At 52.0% G+C, this 19,025-nt stretch carries 17 protein-coding genes; 12 read left to right on the plus strand and 5 right to left on the minus strand.

Translation table 11 applies throughout. The features are described from left to right. Positions 1-45: 45 nt before the first annotated feature. The gene (locus QMF38_RS14400) at positions 46-1,368 is read right to left on the minus strand and encodes a sigma 54-interacting transcriptional regulator (protein WP_281759842.1); all 1,323 of its coding nucleotides are present in this window, start codon (positions 1,366-1,368) and stop codon (positions 46-48) included. Positions 1,369-1,610: 242 nt separating this feature from the next. Between QMF38_RS14400 and QMF38_RS14405 the strand changes: the two genes are divergently transcribed. From QMF38_RS14405 to QMF38_RS14415, 3 genes are all read left to right on the plus strand, one after another. After that, positions 1,611-2,534: a proline dehydrogenase family protein gene (locus QMF38_RS14405; RefSeq protein WP_281759843.1), complete on the plus strand. Its 924-nt coding sequence runs from the start codon at positions 1,611-1,613 to the stop codon at positions 2,532-2,534. Between the two features lie 77 nt (positions 2,535-2,611). Then, positions 2,612-3,982, plus strand: a complete 1,371-nt coding sequence (locus tag QMF38_RS14410; protein WP_281759874.1) for an amino acid permease — start codon at positions 2,612-2,614, stop codon at positions 3,980-3,982. A 183-nt stretch (positions 3,983-4,165) separates the two neighbouring features. Beyond that, positions 4,166-4,897, plus strand: coding sequence for a TenA family transcriptional regulator (locus tag QMF38_RS14415; protein WP_281759844.1), 732 nt, complete (start codon positions 4,166-4,168; stop codon positions 4,895-4,897). A gap of 119 nt (positions 4,898-5,016) precedes the next feature. Here the strand turns inward: QMF38_RS14415 and QMF38_RS14420 are convergent, their stop codons facing one another. Continuing rightward, positions 5,017-6,267 (minus strand): MFS transporter, encoded by a 1,251-nt coding sequence (locus tag QMF38_RS14420; RefSeq protein ID WP_281759845.1) that lies wholly within the window; start codon positions 6,265-6,267, stop codon positions 5,017-5,019. 176 nt (positions 6,268-6,443) lie between these two features. On the opposite strand from QMF38_RS14420, the gene QMF38_RS14425 reads away from it, so the two are divergent. Next, positions 6,444-7,808, plus strand: coding sequence for an FAD-binding oxidoreductase (locus QMF38_RS14425; RefSeq protein ID WP_083496275.1), 1,365 nt, complete (start codon positions 6,444-6,446; stop codon positions 7,806-7,808). Between the two features lie 212 nt (positions 7,809-8,020). Here the strand turns inward: QMF38_RS14425 and QMF38_RS14430 are convergent, their stop codons facing one another. Beyond that, on the minus strand, positions 8,021-9,496 hold the full coding sequence (locus tag QMF38_RS14430) for a PAS domain S-box protein (RefSeq protein ID WP_281759846.1): 1,476 nt from the start codon (positions 9,494-9,496) through the stop codon (positions 8,021-8,023). 299 nt (positions 9,497-9,795) lie between these two features. Here QMF38_RS14430 and QMF38_RS14435 point away from each other — a divergent pair, with 299 nt between their 5' ends. Beyond that, entirely contained in the window at positions 9,796-10,650 is an 855-nt protein-coding gene (locus tag QMF38_RS14435; protein WP_281759847.1) for a cupredoxin domain-containing protein, read from the plus strand. Positions 10,651-10,695: 45 nt separating this feature from the next. After that, positions 10,696-11,370, plus strand: coding sequence for a response regulator (locus tag QMF38_RS14440; RefSeq protein ID WP_281759848.1), 675 nt, complete (start codon positions 10,696-10,698; stop codon positions 11,368-11,370). Positions 11,371-11,451: 81 nt separating this feature from the next. Here the strand turns inward: QMF38_RS14440 and QMF38_RS14445 are convergent, their stop codons facing one another. Next, complete coding sequence (locus QMF38_RS14445; protein ID WP_157057310.1) at positions 11,452-12,012, minus strand: hypothetical protein; 561 nt, start codon at positions 12,010-12,012, stop codon at positions 11,452-11,454. 204 nt (positions 12,013-12,216) lie between these two features. Further along, a complete protein-coding gene (locus tag QMF38_RS14450; RefSeq protein WP_058095784.1) occupies positions 12,217-12,456 on the minus strand; it encodes an indolepyruvate ferredoxin oxidoreductase subunit alpha in 240 nt (79 codons plus the stop codon). 428 nt (positions 12,457-12,884) lie between these two features. On the opposite strand from QMF38_RS14450, the gene QMF38_RS14455 reads away from it, so the two are divergent. The 6 genes from QMF38_RS14455 to QMF38_RS14480 all read left to right on the plus strand — a co-directional run bounded on the left by QMF38_RS14455 (position 12,885) and on the right by QMF38_RS14480 (position 18,978). Further along, positions 12,885-13,913, plus strand: coding sequence for a ubiquinol oxidase subunit II (locus QMF38_RS14455; protein ID WP_281759849.1), 1,029 nt, complete (start codon positions 12,885-12,887; stop codon positions 13,911-13,913). 19 nt (positions 13,914-13,932) lie between these two features. Then, entirely contained in the window at positions 13,933-15,906 is a 1,974-nt protein-coding gene (locus tag QMF38_RS14460) for a cbb3-type cytochrome c oxidase subunit I (RefSeq protein WP_058095782.1), read from the plus strand. Beyond that, positions 15,903-16,541 carry a cytochrome (ubi)quinol oxidase subunit III gene (locus tag QMF38_RS14465; protein ID WP_083496271.1) on the plus strand — a complete coding sequence of 213 codons (639 nt, stop codon included), beginning with the start codon at positions 15,903-15,905 and terminating at the stop codon, positions 16,539-16,541. Before QMF38_RS14460 ends, QMF38_RS14465 begins: the two co-directional genes overlap by 4 nt. Before the next feature lies 1 nt (position 16,542). Then, positions 16,543-16,881, plus strand: a complete 339-nt coding sequence (locus QMF38_RS14470; protein WP_281759850.1) for a cytochrome C oxidase subunit IV family protein — start codon at positions 16,543-16,545, stop codon at positions 16,879-16,881. Between the two features lie 89 nt (positions 16,882-16,970). Then, entirely contained in the window at positions 16,971-17,894 is a 924-nt protein-coding gene (locus QMF38_RS14475) for a heme o synthase (protein WP_281759851.1), read from the plus strand. Positions 17,895-17,955: 61 nt separating this feature from the next. After that, positions 17,956-18,978, plus strand: a complete 1,023-nt coding sequence (locus QMF38_RS14480) for a COX15/CtaA family protein (RefSeq protein WP_058095779.1) — start codon at positions 17,956-17,958, stop codon at positions 18,976-18,978. Positions 18,979-19,025 lie beyond the last annotated feature (47 nt).

Consider the following 19,025-nt stretch of genomic DNA (forward strand, 5'->3'; position numbering starts at 1 on the left):
GTAAATTCCTCCTCGTTTACATTTGGGGTGGACGTGTCACAGTATTTAGTCGCTTTCGAGATGGTACTGTTTCATCTTGTAGTACAGTGCCCCGCGAGAAATGCCAAGTAAGCGCGCGGCAATGGTTTTGTTGCCTTTGCTTTGTTTTAATGCTTCCTCGATGCGTGTGCGTTCGGCCGCTTGGGAAACGACGGCAAGAGGCGTGGCGTCTCCGGTCAACTGCGCCAAACTGCCCTGCGCAAGTGCCATCGGCAAATCCTCTTTCGTCAATGTGCTGCCTTGGCACACGGTTACCGCGTGCCGCAGTGTTTGTTCCAGCTCAGCAACGTTACCCGGCCAATCATACGCTCGCAACAAGGCGAGCACTTCGTCCGACAATTGCGGGACTGGGCGCCCCATTTCTCGTGCAAAACGCGATAAGAAAAATAGACAGAAACCTGCAATCTCTTCCTTTCGCTCTCGCAGGGGCTGCACGTCAATCCGATGGAGAACCAATTCGAGTGCCGGATCGAGCTTGGCACCGGGGGTGGCTGATGCAACGACCTGGCAGTTAATAGGTTTGCGATCAGCGCTCCCCACGCGTGAAAAGGCTCCGACGCGCATGGCCTTAGCCAGTGATCGCTGAACGGGGAGGGGCAGTGTATGCACATTTGCCAGATACAACGTGCCACTGGCGGCCTGTTCAATTCGCCCGACTCGCCCCTCGGATGCTTCGGACAGCAGGCCTCCTTGAAATCCGAACAACTCCACATCGGCAAGCGCGGGGGGGAGGGCATCGCACGCAATGGGTACGAAGGGTCCATTGTCTTGCATACGTCGAAGCATGGCCTGCGCGATGGTGCGCTTACCAGTACCGGGTTCACCCATCAACAAAATAGGTGCGTGATGGCCAAGCAGAGGCGTGTGCGTCAACAATTGCAACACAGTTTGCGCTGAGGGACTCATGTACGGGCCGTCGATGGCATCCACTTTTTGCGCTGCTGTACGCATCTGCTCCTCGCTCATGCGGACAAGATGGGTAATATCTTGCTCGACGGCCACGGCACCAATCAATTCTCCGTCCGTGTCGTACAGCGGTTCGGCTGAAATGAAAACATGGACATCGGAGCGAGGCTGATGATAAACCTGGTGCAATGATTCCCCTGTGCGCATCACGTTGAACAGCATAATGGACTCGGTCGGAAAGAATTCGCCAATGGGGTGGCCGAGAATCTCCTCCTCTCCAATTCCGTACAGAGCCTGCGCAGCGGTATTCCAGACAGTGACGATACCTTCTGTATTAATGGCCGTGATGGCATCGTGAATTAAATTGAGAACGGGTTCCGTTACGTCGTATGGGCCCGGTACGTACTGCATGAGGTTGCCCACGCGCTCGCTTCCTCTCTCGTCTAGGACCAGCTTCTTTTGTTTGGCCAACTTGTGTTCAAACCGTAATCGACCATAGAGTGCATATGACCACGATTTGGACGGGCAATCCATGGTACCCATGTATTGCGCTTTCACATATCTGTGTCTAAAATGAAACCACGATACGAAACAGATGTCAACTTTATGGTCGATGTGTTCAAAAATTAAACACATAAGCACACTTCGATATGGGGGAATTCGTTGTGGAACAGTGGATGCGCAGCACGCTATTGCAGCTATCGCAAAATCGCAAGGTCGAACATATGGCGCGTCGCTTCGGCCCGCGGCTGGGGGCATCGCGCTTCGTGCCGGGTGAAACCATTGAGGACGCCGTCAAGGCCGTACGGATGTTGCAAAGTAAGGGGTTGGCGACAACGCTTGATCATTTGGGTGAGTTCGTCGACAGCCGCGAGGAAGCCGTGGCCGCCGCGGACTTTTGTGTACGCACGTTGCAGGCGACCGAAAAGGAAAGCAGCGATGTCTATCTGTCGGTGAAGTTGACACAATTGGGGCTCGATATCTCAGAGGAACTGTGCCATGAGAATATGCGAAAAATTGTCCGGCAGGCGCGCGATCTCGGCCGCTTCGTTCGCATCGACATGGAGGATTTTGCGCGCAACGAGAAGACACTTCACATGTATCGCGCTTTGTGCGGAGAATTTGGTTCCGATGCCATTGGTACCGTGATTCAAGCGTATCTGTACAAAAGTATGGAGGATTTGGATGCGTTGAGGCCACTTCGCCCAAACCTGCGCTTGGTGAAAGGGGCATATAAGGAACCCGCGAGCGTCGCCTATCCAGAAAAGCGCGATGTCGATGAAAATTATAAGCGGATGATTGCAACACAACTTGAGGCGAACTGTCCGACCGCTGTGGCCACCCATGATGAACTGATCATCAATTGGGTGAAAGCGTTTGTAAAAGAACACGGTATTCCACAGTCGATTTGGGAATTTCAAATGTTATATGGCATCCGTCCACAATTGCAAGAGTCACTTGTACAAGAAGGGTATCGCGTGCGCGTGTACGTTCCATTCGGTGAAGATTGGTATGGATACTTTATGCGCAGGCTCGCCGAGCGTCCCGCGAACGTTTCTTTCGTATTGAAATCACTTGTCAAAGCGTAAAGTTCACTTGTCAAAGCGTAAAGTAGTTCACCAAACCCCGTGCGTTACACGGGATGAAGAGGGTGAGTGCGTTGACGATGCAATCCGAGACCGTCCAACAAACGTCAGGGGCACTACGACAAAGTCTGCGCATGCGGCACATGACTATGATCTCGTTGGGTGGCGTGATCGGCGCAGGCTTGTTTGTGGGAAGTGGCGCGGTTATCCAAGCAACGGGGCCTGCGGCCATCATTTCCTATACAATGGCGGGAATATTGGTCATCTTGATTATGCGTATGCTTGGTGAAATGGCCGCGGCAAGGCCATCGGTGGGATCATTTGCGGAGTACGGCCGAATTGCGCTCGGGGAGTGGGCGGGCTTTCTTATCGGCTGGCTGTATTGGTATTTCTGGGTTATCGTCGTGGCTGTCGAGGCTACGGCAGGCGCCTTAACCTTGCATAATTGGATACTTCCAGGTGTGCCACTGTGGCTTCTATCACTAGCATTGCTTGTCATCTTAACACTGACCAATGTCTTTTCGGTGCGATCGTATGGTGAGTTCGAGTATTGGTTCGCGTTTATCAAAGTCGCTGCAATCGTTGTTTTCATTGTTCTTGGGGCCCTCTTTGTTCTTGGCCTTTGGCCGCATGCTCACCTCGATTTCGCCAATTTGACGAAGCACGGCGGATTTATGCCATTTGGTGTAGGAGCGCTGTTTTCAAGTGTGACCACGCTTATATTCTCATTCTTTGGTTCCGAAATTGTCACGATTGCGGCAGTTGAGTCCAAAGAACCAGCCAAGGCAGTCGCTCGTGCCACCAATTCCGTCATCTGGCGTGTGCTCGTCTTCTATGTCTTATCCATTTTTCTCATCGTGACTATCCTGCCTTGGAACGATCCGCACGCGCTCGCAAGCCCGTATGTAAACGCTTTAAAATTATTGGGGGTACCTGGTGTTGCATCGGCCATGGATATCGTCGTGGTGACAGCCGTACTGTCGTGTTTAAACTCCGGTCTGTATACCGCTTCTCGCATGTTGTTTGCTTTAGCTCATCAGGGAAATGCACCGAAGAACCTGTTACGTGTCAATCGGCGCGGCGTACCTGTGCGCGCCATCCTCGTCTGCACGATTGTCGGCTATTTGTCCATTATCATGGACTATGTTTCGCCGCAGCACGTGTTTTTGTTCTTGCTGAATTCATCGGGCGCCGTTGGCCTTTTTATCTATGTGCTCATCGCTTGTTCACAGCTTCGACTGCGCCGAAAGCTGAATCGTGATCGAGCAGAACTGCCGGTGAAAATGTGGCTATTTCCATACCTAACTTACCTCTGTATCGCTGGTATGGTGGCAGTGATGATCTCGATGGTCTTTCGCAAAGGCGATGTCTCAGAACTCGTTTTAAGTCTGGTTAGCGTCGCTGTGTTACTTGTAATCTACTGGTTTCGATCCGCCCTTTCTCGACGGTGATTGCAGTTGCAGGTCGCTTGGATAGTTTGCGCAAAGTCAAAAGGCACCTCGCCGTTTGTGGCGAGGTGCCTTTTCTCCAAGTGCCAGCATCTTGACCTGTGACAGATAGATTTCGTATGCTTTCGTAGTTATTTCTTTGTAGGAACATCATGGGGGATGATCCATGACGGGAGGACAGGTAGCATGCAAATTACAAATCAGCAATTGTTGACGTACGAAGACGTGGAACAGCGCATGCTCGCTTTGGTCGATGAGCACTTTTTCCGTGGGAACTTCCTGCAAACCTTGTGCCGCGGCGACTACAACAGCCGCCAGCTACGCTATTTTGCGTTTCAGTATGGATACTATAGTCGGCATTTTCCCCGTGTGCTCGGTGCTGCTATTGCAGCCATGCCTCCGATCGACGAGTGGTGGGTGCCTGTGGCTGATAATTTATGGGATGAGGCCGGACGGGGCGAACCTGGCCGCGCACATGAAAAATTATATCTAACCTTCTTAAAGTCTGTGGTACCAGATGCCAAGCTGGATTGCCATGGAATACCGGATGTCCCCATGTCGCCGGCTGTTGGGAAAGCTGTTGCAACCTTTATTCAATTTTTTCGGGAGGCGACACCACTGCAGGCCATGGCAGCGGTAGGGCTTGGGTCAGAACTTTTTGCTGGTGCTGTTATGGCGCGGATTGGCGAGGGGTTTTTGCATCCGCATTATCAGATGGCGGGAACGCTCAATACCTTGTTCTGGCAGGTTCACGCTGACGAACATGAGCCGCGACATTATCAGCTTTGCAAGCAAATCTTACAAAGTCATACATCGCCAGAGGAATTACAGCTCATGTATGAAACCGGAAGATACATCGCCTTGTCGGAGGCAACGATGTACGAGGAACTTCACGCTGAAATGGTGGCACTCACCTGACACCACTTGTGAGGGATACCCCCTCGCTGCGCCTGCGCCGGTATGAGGCTATCCAGTGCAGCGAGGAAGATGGGTTCCTTTGGGTTCCAAACCACGTTCCATGAGATAGGGATCTCCTCTTATTCCAACGCTTCACCTTTCGACTCACGCCATAAAGACGCAAAAATAATGACGAGAACAGACGCGATCGCGACGGAATACGTCATCGCCGCAGCGAGTCCGCCCACCGAGGATGCTACCGAAGAGACGATGAGTGGGACGATGGCACCGCCAAGCGCTGCGCCGATATGATAGGTGGTGCCTTGCCCGGTCGAACGAACGCTCGTGGGAAAGTGCTCTGCCAAATAGGTTGGAATGACCGACCAGACGCCTCCAATCGAGAAAAAGCCAATCAAGAACGTGAAGATATCGCGATCCGCTTGGTTTGCGATGTGCAAAAAGACAAATGAACTCGCGGCGGTACCGATTGAGGAAATCACCAGTGTCCAGCGGCGGCCGATAGAATCGGAAACCCAGCCGCCAATCAAGTTGCCGAGGATGCCGGCGACGTTCAGAATGATAATGGTATTGGCAACGACGTCAGTCGAAAAGTGGCCGTCTTCCTTAAGTAGTGTCGCATAGAACGTGTTGATGGGATAGGTGACGCTAAAGGCGATAATCGCAATCAGTGTGGCATGGACGGTGTTCCACGTGCGACCTTTCCCGAAAATGGATGATATGGGTATGCGCTTGGTTTGCGTGTCGTGAGCTTGCTTCCAACGGCGGGACTCGGGCAACGCTCGCCCAATATAGATGGCCACGAGAACGGCGGGGACACAGGCGATGAAGAAAAGATTGTGCCAACCGAGATCGTTGTACCACACACGATACAAGATAGCTGCGAAAATATAGCCAAACGAGAAGCCTGATTGCATCAAGCCTGATGCGAAACCACGCCACTTGGCAGGCATCATCTCCATGAGCATAGGTGTGCCGTTAGCATACATTGCGCCCATGCCGATGCCATAGAGAATACGCACGATGAACAACAGTGAGAAGCCAATAGAAAAACCGGTGAGACACTCGAATACGCTGAACCAGATAATCGAGATGATGAGGCCAATCTTGCGCCCGGCGGCATCGCCCAATAGACCGCCGAGAAAGCCGCCGCCCAGTCGGGCAAAAGTGGTGGCAGACGAAACGGCCGCGGCCAGGGTCAACGGGACATGGTAATCTTTGATAATGTCAATGAGTACAAATGTTAAGATAGAGAAGTCCATGGCGTCAAAAGCCCACACCAGTGCGATGGATACAAGCGCTTTCACAAACGAGTTAGATGTTTCTGGTGATCCTGCAAATTGCGGTTCACCGATTTGGGGACTGCTGGGCATTGCTATCACCTCTCGTTACATATCGGTAATATTTCTATTCTCGAATGATTATATTAAAGCAGCCAGGGTTAGAGAATGGTTAGGTAGAAATATTTTTTGCCCATGTGTTCTCCAGCAGAAAACGTTTTATTGATTTTGATGTAAGGACAAGTGTCACAAGGAAAGGCGTGAAACCGGTGAGTGTGGACTGGGAGTCACTACAGACGTTGTTAGGCGTGGACAAGGTAGGCTTGGGCGAGAGTGTACGGCGAACGCATGCTCGGGACGAGTCGTATCATCCCGAGCGGCTGCCAGACGCCGTGGTCTTTGCCGAGTCGCTTCATGACATTTGTCAGACCGTGGAGTTTGCCCGGCAAAACCGCGTGCCGATTGTACCGTTTGGCGCTGGATCTGGGTTGGAGGGACAGGTCATTCCGGTTCACGGCGGCATTTCGCTGGATTTGACACGGATGAACCGCGTGATCGAGGTGCGGCCAAACGACTTTCTTGTCTGTGTAGAACCAGGTGTCACGCGTCGAGCCTTGAATGAGGCTTTGCGGCCTTATGGACTCTTCTTCCCAGTCGATCCCGGTGCCAACGCCACACTGGGAGGCATGGCGGCGACCAATGCCAGCGGCACGACGGCCGTTCGCTACGGCGGAATGAAGGACAACGTTCGGAGCTTGGAAGTCGTCTTGGCTGACGGGCGTGTCATTCAGACCGGATCGCTTGCGGCCAAGTCGAGCTCGGGTTATCACCTGACCGAGTTGTTTGTTGGTTCAGAAGGGACATTAGGTGTATTTAGTAAATTGTGGCTGAGGGTGTATGGTATACCGGAGCGCACCGTTGCTGCTGCGGCGGAATTTGGCAGCGTCCAAGCTGCAGTACAAGCGGTCTGCACACTGTTGGGGGCGGGCCTGTTGCTGACACGATGTGAATTGGTCAGCCGACAGTATATGGAGGTTATCAATAAGCAGCTAGGTACGCAATATGCAGAAACACCGACATTGTTCCTTGAACTCTCTGGCTCTGAAGCCAGCGTGCAAGCGGATACGGAGTTGGTGGAGGCCATCCTTCGCGACGAGGGCTGTGCGCAGTTTCGAGCCGTTCAGTCAGAGGAGGATCGGCGTCAGTTGTGGACGGCCCGGCACAATGCGGCCTATGCGCTGATGCGCTCATACCCCGGCCTGTTTCACATGAGCACCGACGTTTGTGTTCCGATTTCACAGCTACCAGAGGCCATCGCGATCGCGGAGACGTGGATGGAACGCTTGCAAATTCGCGGCGGGATCATCGGGCATGTGGGAGACGGCAACTTCCACGTTGGCGTCATGGTAAATACCGACGATTCCGAGGATTTGCGGCGGGCGGAGGAATTTTCGCACCATTTGGTGGATTTTGCTTTGTCGGTCGGGGGTACGTGCACAGGCGAACATGGTGTAGGCCTCGGCAAGCGCGCGTACCAAGAGGCTGAGCATGGGCCGGCTCTTGCGATTATGCAGAATATCAAGCGCATGCTCGATCCTTTGGGCATTTTCAATCCTGGCAAACTTGTCGATTAGCAAGACTGACTCTGAATGAGTGGCAAAAGGATGGCCTACACAAGGGTTGCGTCAGGCGAACAAGGGTTATCTTTTACGCCTGTCGTGTCTAGATGCAGACCACGTCTGACGCAACCGTTTGACCAATAAGCATGATCTGCTCACTTGAACACGCGCTGCGCATGGAGCGGCGGAAAGCGCGACAAGATTAGGTTACCTTATCGGCTGTTCACCTAGGGTGCCGCGTTGTAGGAACTGTGCAACCAGTCGTACGGGAGTTCGACTTCAGCGATTGTCCCACGCGGATCATTCCTTCTAAACGTCAAGGCTCCGTGATGATCCTGAATGATCTTCTTCGTAACCATCAGGCCCAGGCCTGTTCCCTTCTCCTTTGTGGATATAAACGGTTGCCCCAGGCGCTGCAACAAGTGCTCAGGAATGCCTGTTCCTTCATCTATTAGACGAACCACGATACGACGAGCACGTGGATTATCCACACCTTCGATGCGGACGGTGCCGCCATCTGGCATGGCCTCAATCGCGTTTTTCAGCAAGTTGATGAAAACCTGCTTCAACTGATGCGGATCACAATGAATACGTGGCAATGTGTCAGGCACAACGAATTGAATCGACACCTTGTTCTTCCGCGCATTACCGGTCATCAGTGTGATGACGCCTTGTAGCACGTCGTGAATGTGTACATAGCCATGTTGTGCCTCATGTGGCTTTGCCAGCGTGAGAAGTTCCCCGACGATACTGTCAATCCTATCCAATTCAGCCATGATCATATTCAGTTGATCCAGGCTGTCTGGGTGTTTGCTACGCAACGATTCCATTGCCCATTTGATTCCTGCCAGTGGATTACGTACTTCATGCGCAATGCCAGAGGCAAGTTGACCGATGGCTGCGATGGTTTCGGATCTGCGCAATGCTTCCTCTGCCTGGTGCCGCCGGGTGACGTCTCTGCCAATCAGGATGAGTCCGCTACGTTGGCCATCGTTGTGAAAGACGGGGGCTTTCGTGACTTCAAACGTCATGGGCACTCCGTTGGCTTGCTCAAGCAAAATCTCTTCGCGCACAGGTTGAGCGAGTTCCCACACACTCTCATTCGTTGCGTTAAACTTGTGGAGCCACGTAGAACGCACCGAATCTTGTTTGACGATCTCGTCCGTTTGCAGGCCTTGGTAGGTGTCCTTGTTCAGTCGGAATAAATCGATGGCTGCCGCGTTCGCCAGCAACCAATGTCCGGCACCGTCCTGAAAGATGACCACGTCTGGCATGGTCTTGATGAGTACGTCTATTTTTTCTTCCTCAAGTTTTCGGGCTGTGATATCGTTGCGGAAGGACACATACTGATATGGTTTTCCTGACTCATTGAGTAAGGGAACGATGATGGTGTCCATCCAATAAAATGAACCGTCTTTCGCTCGATTCTTTACCTCTCCAGTCCAAATGCGTCCATTTGCGATGGTTCGCCACATATCTTTAAAGAATTCCTTTGAGTGATAACCGGAGTTAATAATTCGGTGATTTTGGCCGAGCAATTCTTTGCGGCTATATTTGGAGATCTCACAGAACTTTGTGTTCGCAAACGTAATGTCGCCGCGAACATCTGTGATGGCTACAATTAACGCCTTGTCGAGTGCAGTGTTCAGATCGGTCAATCGTTTCACAATCAACTCCAGTGACTGCAGGGACTCTTTCAGCATGACCTCACCCCCATGCGTAACCGAGCTTTATCTGTAAAATGAGTTGGATTGATTTCGGACATCCTCAAACACTATAACACGACATATATCGCAGGCCCACCCATTTGAACTATCTGGTATAGTCCATCCGGACTAGATGATTGGTCGGTTAAGACTAAAGGTGTCTCTATGAAGATGGCTCATTCTTGTCTACGCAGATGGCTCACTCGCGCGTAATGTGATCTTGCAGGGAGTGTTCGCTTGACTACTCACGGAAACGTAGACATACACGGATTTTAATGAATTGGAGGGATCAGTCAATGAAGAGAACTGCGTGGGTTGCCGCTGCTCTTCTTGTTATGGGTGTTGCGGGGTGTGGCACAGCTGGGCAGGCGAGTCCAAATGCACCTGCCGTTTCGAATTCCGGGTCGACAACGAATACGGCAGCCAAACTGAGCATGCAAACCGTTGCCTTAACGGTATTGCCCGGTTCACGCTTGGGTGCAGATGGAAAGCTGCATGATACGTTTACCAATCCCAATTTTACGGTCGTAAAGGGCGTGCCGGTCAAGTTGAGCGTGTACAATTACAGTGCTAATCAATACACACTTGTGAATACCATGCTTGGATTGCGATTACACATTGCGGCGGCACCGAGGCAAGGCGTGCCCGGGGTTTCCACGATTACCTTTACGCCAACAGCGGAGGGGGCCTTTTCATGGCAGTGTACAGCCTCGGCTGATGGTCACCTCGATCACTGGGCATTGAATCATCAAGGGTTTATGGAAGGGATCATGCACGTGGTGCCCTATCAGAACAAACAATATATTTATCTTGCGATTAAGGACGGGTTTCACTACGCGGTCGCGGATGGCAAGTTGCACGATTCCTATTCGCCCGCAGATTTTACTGTGCAAAAGGGTATTCCCGTGCAGGTAACCGTCGAGAATTTCGATACAGGTAGCCACAGTCTAACCGATCCCGGCCTTGGTATTAACGAGGTATTCACGGGCGCGAACGGGGCAGGCACACCCTCCGAAACGACGTTCACATTTACGCCAAACAAGACCGGTACGTTTCCGTGGAACTGTATCATTGCATGTGATACCGGAGCAGGTGGATGGGCCATGATGCATAATGGGTACATGATGGGCGATATTTCCGTGACATCATGATAGGATGCTAGTGGAATCTAGCTATAGATTGTGAGGTGTATGTGGATGTCAGAGCGGACAGATCCGATTCGCGTGTTACTTGTCGACGACCACGAGCTATTCCGCCAAGGTGTAAGTGCAATCCTTGGGGGGGTTCCGGAAATTGAGGTTGTAGGTCAGGCTGAAAACGGCCAGGTCGCACTTGAGTTGTGCGCGACCCAGCAGCCCGACGTCGTATTAATGGATATTAACATGCCTGTTTGTAGTGGCCTTGAAGCTACGCGCATGATTAAGCAGCAGTTTCCACGTATCAGAATTCTGATCCTAACGGTATCAAGTGCGGAGGAATCACTGTTCGATGCAATTAAGAGTGGCGCGTCTGGATATGTATTGAAAAATGCGAATCCCGTCGCGGTAATCGAAAGTATTCAGCGCGTGTACGCAGGAGAGCCGGTCATACCCAGCGACTTGGCCATGCACATTATTACCGAGTTCTCATCGCCACAGAAAGCGCAGGCGAAACCGGAAGTAGATGCTTTAACGGAGCGTGAACTTGAGGTGTTGCGCAAACTGAGTACGGGCGCAACCAACCGCGAGATCGCAAAAGCCTTATATATTAGTGAGAATACGGTGCGCAATCATGTGCGGAGCATTCTCGAAAAGTTGCATCTAAGTAATCGCGTGCAAGCCGCCGCATATGCGCTGCGGGAAGGATATACGAACGAAGAAGGATCTGAATAATGGGTACAGAGAATAGCGGTTAGTTGTGGACTTTTTGCAGTTGTGGCGGCTACTCCTTGAGTAGACGCCTATTTATGGTGACTATTTCTTTTCCATTTCTTCAAACAACTTTTCCAATCGAGAAAGTTCATTCATGGCCTCATCGACAGAATGATGGTTTTGTTCATCTCGAATTGGGAAAAGCAAAAACCGTACCGCCGCCAACGAGGTTCGAATGTCGTTGGATACGTGCCAAGGCATGACCTGATCGCGGTGAGTCATGGCATTCTGCCCCCTTTGCTGCAGGACGTTTTGTTCCTGGCGATGCTTAAAACCGAGACGGGCCACAAGTAGATAGCCGACGAATTCGAAGAGCGCCGTTGTCAGCGTCGCGTTGAACCCATGTCCTGTTTTGACGCTTAAAATAGTCAGAACTACGGAGACGAATAAAGATAGCGTCGCCCCTAAAGTAAAAGCAAGAGCGCCGACGCCTACAATCGCGATCGAAAAGCCCAAGTGCTGCGTAACGATTCCCCACACACAAAGGCCCACCACGACAACGGCTGTCGCGAGATTGGTGTGGCCATCGATGGTGCGTACGACGGCGCGGTCCGTTTTGGCGAGCCAAGACTGTACAGCATGCAATGAACGACTCCATTTCACGAGAACCACCGACTTTCCCGTAGGCACTGTATCGCTGCTTGGAACGAAATCTACTCTAAATTGGCTTCCCCCACTATAGCAAGACTGCTTACAATCCGCACGACCCTTTTGTACTAGTTACGTCAGCACATCTGCTAATTGCATACAGCATAAAGGGGCTACTCCCACTGTGGGGAGCAGCCCTGGCCTTCTTCCATCTTCTTGTCAACGGTTGCGGAAAAAGTCCCTGTTGATGGAAATCCACGGTTGTTCCTCATCCGGCACGCTGTCTTCCTGAAAAATGGCCGAGACAGGACACACAGGTTCACAGGCGCCACAGTCGATGCAAACGTCCGGATCAATCAAGTAGGTTTCACCGGCGTCATGGATGGCATCGACCGGACAGGCTTCGACGCAATCTGCGGCTTTTTCACCAATGCACGGCGATGTAATGACAAATGCCAATGGCCTTCCTCCTTTCGCTTCAGGAAGCCATCTCAGCTTACGACGCTCCATCGCAAGCCTCTGTGAGCTTTGTCACGACTTGAGGTATGGAGCACCAAAGGCCTAGTCGTTTCTTCGTTAGGCACATCGTACTAGTCCAAACGGATCACGTTCCTATGGAAGAAAAGGATGAATGGAATTAGTTCGCTTATGCCTTCAGCCAACGGTGCACCGGGGGTAAGCTGGAGCCGTCCCTTCGCTAAGGGGCGTGTAGAAGGCAAACGAGAACAGTTTGTGAACACCATCCCGCGTCGCTGTCAGGGTGTGATATTTCGCACACATGTCGAAACGCGTCGGGTGCTACCCTTCAGGCGTCGAGGGAAACTAGGAGGCTGTAAGACTCTACTTGCCGATTCGAGGTAACGAGAATCAGCCTCGGACACGAAGGAGTGAACAGATTGAAAACGGGGCACAGTCCACGCCGAGCAAAAAGCCTCACATTTTTGAGCGCGGCCCTATTGGTGCTCTTTGCGACTGGCTGCGGGCGCCAGTACATGGTGCTCGATCCGGCCGGGCCTGTGGGGCGAGAAGAATTGCATCTTATTGTGATGTCTGCGATCCTCGTGGGCATTGTCATTATTCCAGTTCTCATCCTGCTGTTCTACATTGTTTGGCGGTACCGCGATAAGCCGGGAAACACCGCGCCGTATACTCCGAAATGGTCAGAGAGTAAAGGGCTTGAGGTCGTGTGGTGGGGAATCCCAATCGTTATCGTAGGGGTCCTTGGCGCATTTACCGCAAAAACGACGTTCGCTCTGACCAAACCGCCTGCTGAGTCAGCGGATGTCACACCAATCACCATTCAAGTGACATCACTTGATTGGAAATGGTTGTTCCAATATCCCGGGCAGGGTATCGCAACCGTGAACTACGCCGAAATTCCAACAGGTGTACCGATTCAATTTGAGTTGACATCCGATGCACCTATGAATTCATTCTGGGTTCCACAACTAGGTGGGCAAGAGTACACGATGCCGGGCATGGCGATGCGCCTCTGGCTCGAAGCCGATAAGGCTGGAACCTATTACGGGCATGGCGCGAACTTTACCGGAGCTGGTTTTGCTCACATGGACTTCAACGTGATCGCAACATCGGATAGCAACTTTCAAGCTTGGGTGAAACAGGTCAAAGCTAGTTCGCCGGCTTTGACGAAAGCTGGCTACGCTCAGCTCAAACAGCCGAGCGTGATTGGAACAAAGTCATATAGCTCGTTCCCACCAGGATTGTTTAACGGCACGATTTGGGCGGATGGTGGGCAGTATATGCCGAACATGATGAGCCAGACTGGTTCGCCGCTCAAAGCAGGGTTGAATACAAACTCTATGGGAGTCGGCTCGGGCGACAGTATGTCAGGTATGAGCAATATGACCAACATGAGCGCGATGTCCAGCACCGGCACGAGCTCTTCACAGAAGTGAGCGGAAGGGAGTGTGGCAGATGCCATCAGGTTTTATGCAATTCGCTGACAAATATCTGATGTGGAAAGAGGGCCCGATGATCTGGGGCTCCGACGTGGCGATTCTATTGGTTTCCATCGGGATCGTGTTCGCCTTAACGTATTTTCACAAGTGGAAGTGGTTATGGCGAGAGTGGATCACGACGGTCGACCATAAGAAGATTGGTATCATGTACCTGATTTGTGCGTTGTTGATGCTGTTCCGTGGTGGTGCAGATGCCGAACTGTTGCGCACACAGTTGGCGATACCCAACAATCACTTTTTATCCGCCGAACACTACGATCAGATTTTTACGACCCACGGTACCATCATGATTTTATTTATGGCCATGCCGTTTATCTTTGCACTTTTTAACATTGTCGTGCCACTGCAAATTGGCGCGCGCGATGTGGCGTTCCCATACTTGAATGCCATCTCGTTCTGGTTGTTCTTCTTTGCTGCCATGCTTTTCAACCTGAGTTTTGTTTTCGGTGGTTCGCCGGACGCAAGCTGGGTCAGTTATCCGCCCTTGTCGGAACTCGGGTTTGATCCAGGTCCAGGCGAAAACTATTACTTGCTTGCTTTGCAGATCACGGGTATCGGCAGTATTGCGACAGGCATCAACTTCCTGGCGACGATTTTTAAGATGCGCGCACCTGGCATGAAGTTGATGCACATGCCTCTCTTTACGTGGTCGACCGTAGCGGCTTGCGTCGTCATCATCTTTGCGTTTCCGGCTTTGGCGATTGCGATTGCCTTGTTGACACTTGACCGCATCTTCGGTACGCACTTCTTTACCATCCTGCATGGTGGGAATCCGATGATGTTCGTCAATTTGTTCTGGGTCTGGGGACATCCGGAAGTCTATATCGTCGTGTTGCCGGCGTTTGGCGTGTATTCCGAGGTTGTTGCAACGTTCGCGCGTAAACGGATTTTTGGTTACAGCTCTATGGTGGCATCGCTCATGCTGATCAGTGTCATCAGTTACTTCGTCTGGGCTCACCACTTCTTTACGATGGGCGCCGGTGCCGATGTCAATACCTTTTTCGCAGTCGCGTCGATGCTCGTGGGTATACCGACGGGTGTCAAAGTGTTTAACTGGCTATTCACCATGTACCGCGGTCGGATACGCATGACGTTGCCCATGTTGTGGACGATTGCCTTCGTGCCGTGCTTCGCAATTGGCGGTGCGACAGGGATCATGCTTGCCGCAGCACCAGCTGACTACCAATATCACAACAGCTACTTCCTCATCGCACACTTCCACCAGGTATTGATCGGTGGTGTCGTCTTTGGGATGTTGGCTGGCATGTACTATTGGTGGCCCAAGATGTTCGGATTCAAACTGGACGAAAGGCTCGGTCGTTGGGCGTTCTGGTTCTTCAATATCGGTTTCTACGTTTGCTTTATGCCACAATACGCACTTGGCTTCATGGGTATGCAGCGGCGCATGTATACCTACCCGGCGGACATGGGATGGAACACGCTGAACCTGATTTCGACGATTGGCGCGTACATCATGGCTATTGGCTTTGTATTCATCGTGATTCAGGTCCTTTACAGCGTGAAGTACGGCGAGCGCGACTTGACTGGCGATCCGTGGGACGGCCGTACGCTTGAGTGGTCGCTTCCGTCGCCGGCTCCACACTACAACTTTGCCGTCATTCCAACCGTTACGAGCCGTGATGTCTGGTGGGAACTCAAGGAACAAGGTAGAACCGACGAACTCAAGCCAAAGGCAGAGGACATCAAGCCGATTCACATGCCGAAAAATTCGGCGCGTCCGTTCCTCATGGGTCTCGCTTTCTTCGTAGCAGGTTTCGGATTTGTCTTTGACTTATTGTGGTTAGGGTTCCTTGGGCTTGCGGGAGTGGTTGCGTGCTTGATTGCCCGTGCGTTGGAATACAACGACGATTATCACATTCCGGTGCACGAAGTCGTTGAAACAGAAGCTACACTCGGGAGGTTGGGATGATGGCAATGCCAGATGCAATGTACGGCGGTCATTCCGGGGTTACGTCGAGTGACAAGCCTCTGGAGTACAGAGATCCAAACCAGTCTGTCAAAATTCTTGGTTTCTGGTTGTTTCTCGCGACCGACATGCTGTTGTTTGGCTGCTTATTTGCGACCTATTTGGTGGTTCGCACACATACGGACGGTGGGCCAACGGCCCGGTCTATCTTTGATATTCCAGGGTTTACTCTTGAGACCTTTTTCCTTTTGACAAGCAGCTTTACTGGCGGACTGTCGACACTCGCGATGCGCAATGGAAACAAAAAGGCTCTGGTTTCCTGGTTAGCTGTTACCATTGCCCTTGGTCTCGCCTTTATCGGACTGGAGGTTCACGAATTCATCGGCGACGTAGCTGCCGGTGCAACGTGGGAGCGAAGCGCATTTTTGTCCGCTTTTTTCACCTTGGTTGGGACGCACGGCAGCCACGTCACCGTAGGGCTTGTCTGGATGTTCTTAACGCTTTTGCAGGTCGCAAAAAGGGGTATTACACCGATTACCGCGCGCAAGGTATTCGTGGTCAATCTGTACTGGCACTTTCTTGATGTGGTTTGGGTGTTCATTTTCACGGTCGTCTATTTGTCAGGGAGGGTGATGTAACATGGCGGTGCACAGCGGCGTCACCCGGGAGCCGGGGCACAAAAAGCACAAAGCCACTCAGTATATTGTCGGCTATCTCAGTTCCTTGATTCTCACAGCTGTAGCGTTCGGCCTGGCACTCACGCATACCATGCGCGTTGGACCATTGATTGTCGTTCTCACTATCTTGGCCGGATTGCAAATTGTCGTTCAGTTGTACTTCTTCATGCACATTACAGAGGGAGACGGACCGCCGTTTCACGCGTTGTTTTTAGTCTTAGGGCTCATTTTCACGTTCGCGATCGCGTTGATGTCAGTCTGGATTATGGGCTTTCCGGCATTCATGGCGCAAGTTTCGTAACAGGACACCATGTGGGGAAACTGGTGCGCGAAAGCGGCTGGTTTCCTCAAAACCAAAGTTGGCTAATTGAATGGAAAGGTGGGGAGGTTATGAGTATCTCCCATGCAAATCAAGCTTCAAAAATGGATGTATCCAAGATAGCCCATGCAGTCCGCATTGCAAAAGCCTATTTAACGTTGACCAAACCACGCATTGCCGTACTTCTGCTATTCACCGCTTTTGCGGCAATGATCGTGGCTGGACACGGGGTCCCGTCCGTGTCTAAGGCCATCCTTGGACTCTTGGGATTAGGTTTGTCTGCTGGCGGTGCAGCCGCCATTAATATGTGGTACGACCGCGATATCGATGCCATCATGACACGCACATCGAAGCGACCGCTCCCAGCCGGTATGATGACTCCGCGCAAGGCATTGACATTTGGATTGGCCTTGGGTGTTCTATCCATACTATTACTCGCGCTTACTGTGAACTGGATTTCTGCAGCTTTGGCAGGAGCAGGCTATGTCTACTACGCCGTCATATATACCATGCTTCTTAAGCGACGCACACCGCAGAATATCGTGATCGGCGGGGGGGCAGGGGCTTTCCCACCGTTGGTTGGCTGGGCTGTGATCACTGGACACTTGAGTGCAATGGCGTGGCTCATGTTTGCAGTGATCCTTCTGTGGACGCCTTCCCATTTCTGGGGTTTGGCACTGTACAAGAACGAGGATTATACGCGGGCAGGTGTGCCAATGATGCCTGTTATAAAGGGGGCACGCTCGACAAAGTTTCAGATGGTGACGTATGCGGTTGCATTGTTCGCGGCATCACTGGCCTTAACCCCCGTGATGCACGCGAAGTTGCTTTATCTTGTAGCGGCGAGTGTACTGGGTCTTGCTTTCCTTTGTGTCAACGTGCGCCTACTTGCCGAACCTGATACAAAATGCGCATGGGCTAAGCGCACTTTCTTTGCTTCGCTCTTATATCTTCCGGCAATCTTTACAATCATGGCCATCTGTGCACTTGTGTAAAGTCATAAACACCTTGTAGAAAAACGTTTCCGTTCGGGTGATGTGAAGGACGTGATCGCCTATGGGAAGAGAGCACCGGCGCAGTGCAAAAAACTCGCCGCGGAAACACTCTGGCGTATATTGGCTGTCCGTGATTACACTCGTCCTCATCTTTATCGTGAATACACTTGGTTTTACGGATACCATTACGGGATCTGCGATGGGGTGTGGGCGCAACTGGCCTTTGTGCAACGGGCAGATCATTCCCTCTGTTTGGACCCGTGCCACGTTTATCGAGTACTTTCATCGGTTGAGCGTGCTCTTGGGTGGAGGGGTACTCATTGGCTTTACCGTGGCTGCATGGCGTTCATATGGACGGATTGTGAGCGTGCGCATTCTACTTGGCCTTGCATTGCTTGGCGTCGTATTAGAAGGAGCACTGGGTGCCCTTGCCGTATTGTTTGTCAATCCGCCCGCCGTGATGGCAGCGCATATGGGCATCGCGCTGATCACGTTCGTCGCCATGGTGCTTATCACCGGCGTCATCGGTCAGGCGGATGGCAGGCGTTTCGGTTCAGCGGGCGTCGCGGGTATCAGGTGGATGGGCGGGAACGAGCAGGAAAACGAGCGTTGGGCGAGAACCTTCTCGCGGCTTGTTTGGTGGTCCGTCCCTTACGGATACGGAGCGATTTACGTCGGGGCGTATGTTGCAAGCACGGGATACGGATCCTTCTTCCGTGGATTCCCGGTCCCGACGGAATCGTTTGCAATCGCGGGGACAGCACTATGGATTGACATTCTGCATCGCTCGATCGCGCTGGGCTATGTCATTTGGATGGCAGTGTTGGTCTATCAGTCATGGCGCCATCGACATTCGCATCGACGGCAGTGGATTTTAAGCTGTGCGGCCTTCGTACTTGTCTGTTTGCAAGCCTTTTTCGGGTGGCTTCTCATCGCGACGCATCTCTCGGAGATTGCATTTTTATTGCATGTGACAAACGTCTCTTTGTTGTTTGCGACGCAGTGTTATATGGGCTGGACGATGCTACAAGAGCGCCATCTACGGCGACATCAAGACCGTGGAGCCTTGCTTCGGATCAGCTAGGGGTCAAATTATAGGATATTTGAGCCCTTGGCTTGGGTCATACTGCA

Origin of the sequence: Alicyclobacillus hesperidum subsp. aegles (assembly GCF_027923525.1) — a bacterium.
Taxonomy (GTDB): domain Bacteria; phylum Bacillota; class Bacilli; order Alicyclobacillales; family Alicyclobacillaceae; genus Alicyclobacillus; species Alicyclobacillus aegles.

Bases quoted from the DNA above. Each gene is read 5' to 3' on its own strand.
- QMF38_RS14410 (WP_281759874.1), top strand. From the start codon at position 2,612: ATGCAATCCGAGACCGTCCAACAAACGTCAGGGGCACTACGACAAAGT.
- QMF38_RS14415 (WP_281759844.1), top strand. From the start codon at position 4,166: ATGCAAATTACAAATCAGCAATTGTTGACGTACGAAGACGTGGAACAG.
- QMF38_RS14420 (WP_281759845.1), bottom strand. From the start codon at position 6,267: ATGCCCAGCAGTCCCCAAATCGGTGAACCGCAATTTGCAGGATCACCA.
- QMF38_RS14430 (WP_281759846.1), bottom strand. From the start codon at position 9,496: ATGCTGAAAGAGTCCCTGCAGTCACTGGAGTTGATTGTGAAACGATTG.
- QMF38_RS14435 (WP_281759847.1), top strand. From the start codon at position 9,796: ATGAAGAGAACTGCGTGGGTTGCCGCTGCTCTTCTTGTTATGGGTGTT.
- QMF38_RS14440 (WP_281759848.1), top strand. From the start codon at position 10,696: ATGTCAGAGCGGACAGATCCGATTCGCGTGTTACTTGTCGACGACCAC.
- QMF38_RS14460 (WP_058095782.1), top strand. From the start codon at position 13,933: ATGCCATCAGGTTTTATGCAATTCGCTGACAAATATCTGATGTGGAAA.
- QMF38_RS14465 (WP_083496271.1), top strand. From the start codon at position 15,903: ATGATGGCAATGCCAGATGCAATGTACGGCGGTCATTCCGGGGTTACG.
- QMF38_RS14470 (WP_281759850.1), top strand. From the start codon at position 16,543: ATGGCGGTGCACAGCGGCGTCACCCGGGAGCCGGGGCACAAAAAGCAC.
- QMF38_RS14475 (WP_281759851.1), top strand. From the start codon at position 16,971: ATGAGTATCTCCCATGCAAATCAAGCTTCAAAAATGGATGTATCCAAG.
- QMF38_RS14480 (WP_058095779.1), top strand. From the start codon at position 17,956: ATGGGAAGAGAGCACCGGCGCAGTGCAAAAAACTCGCCGCGGAAACAC.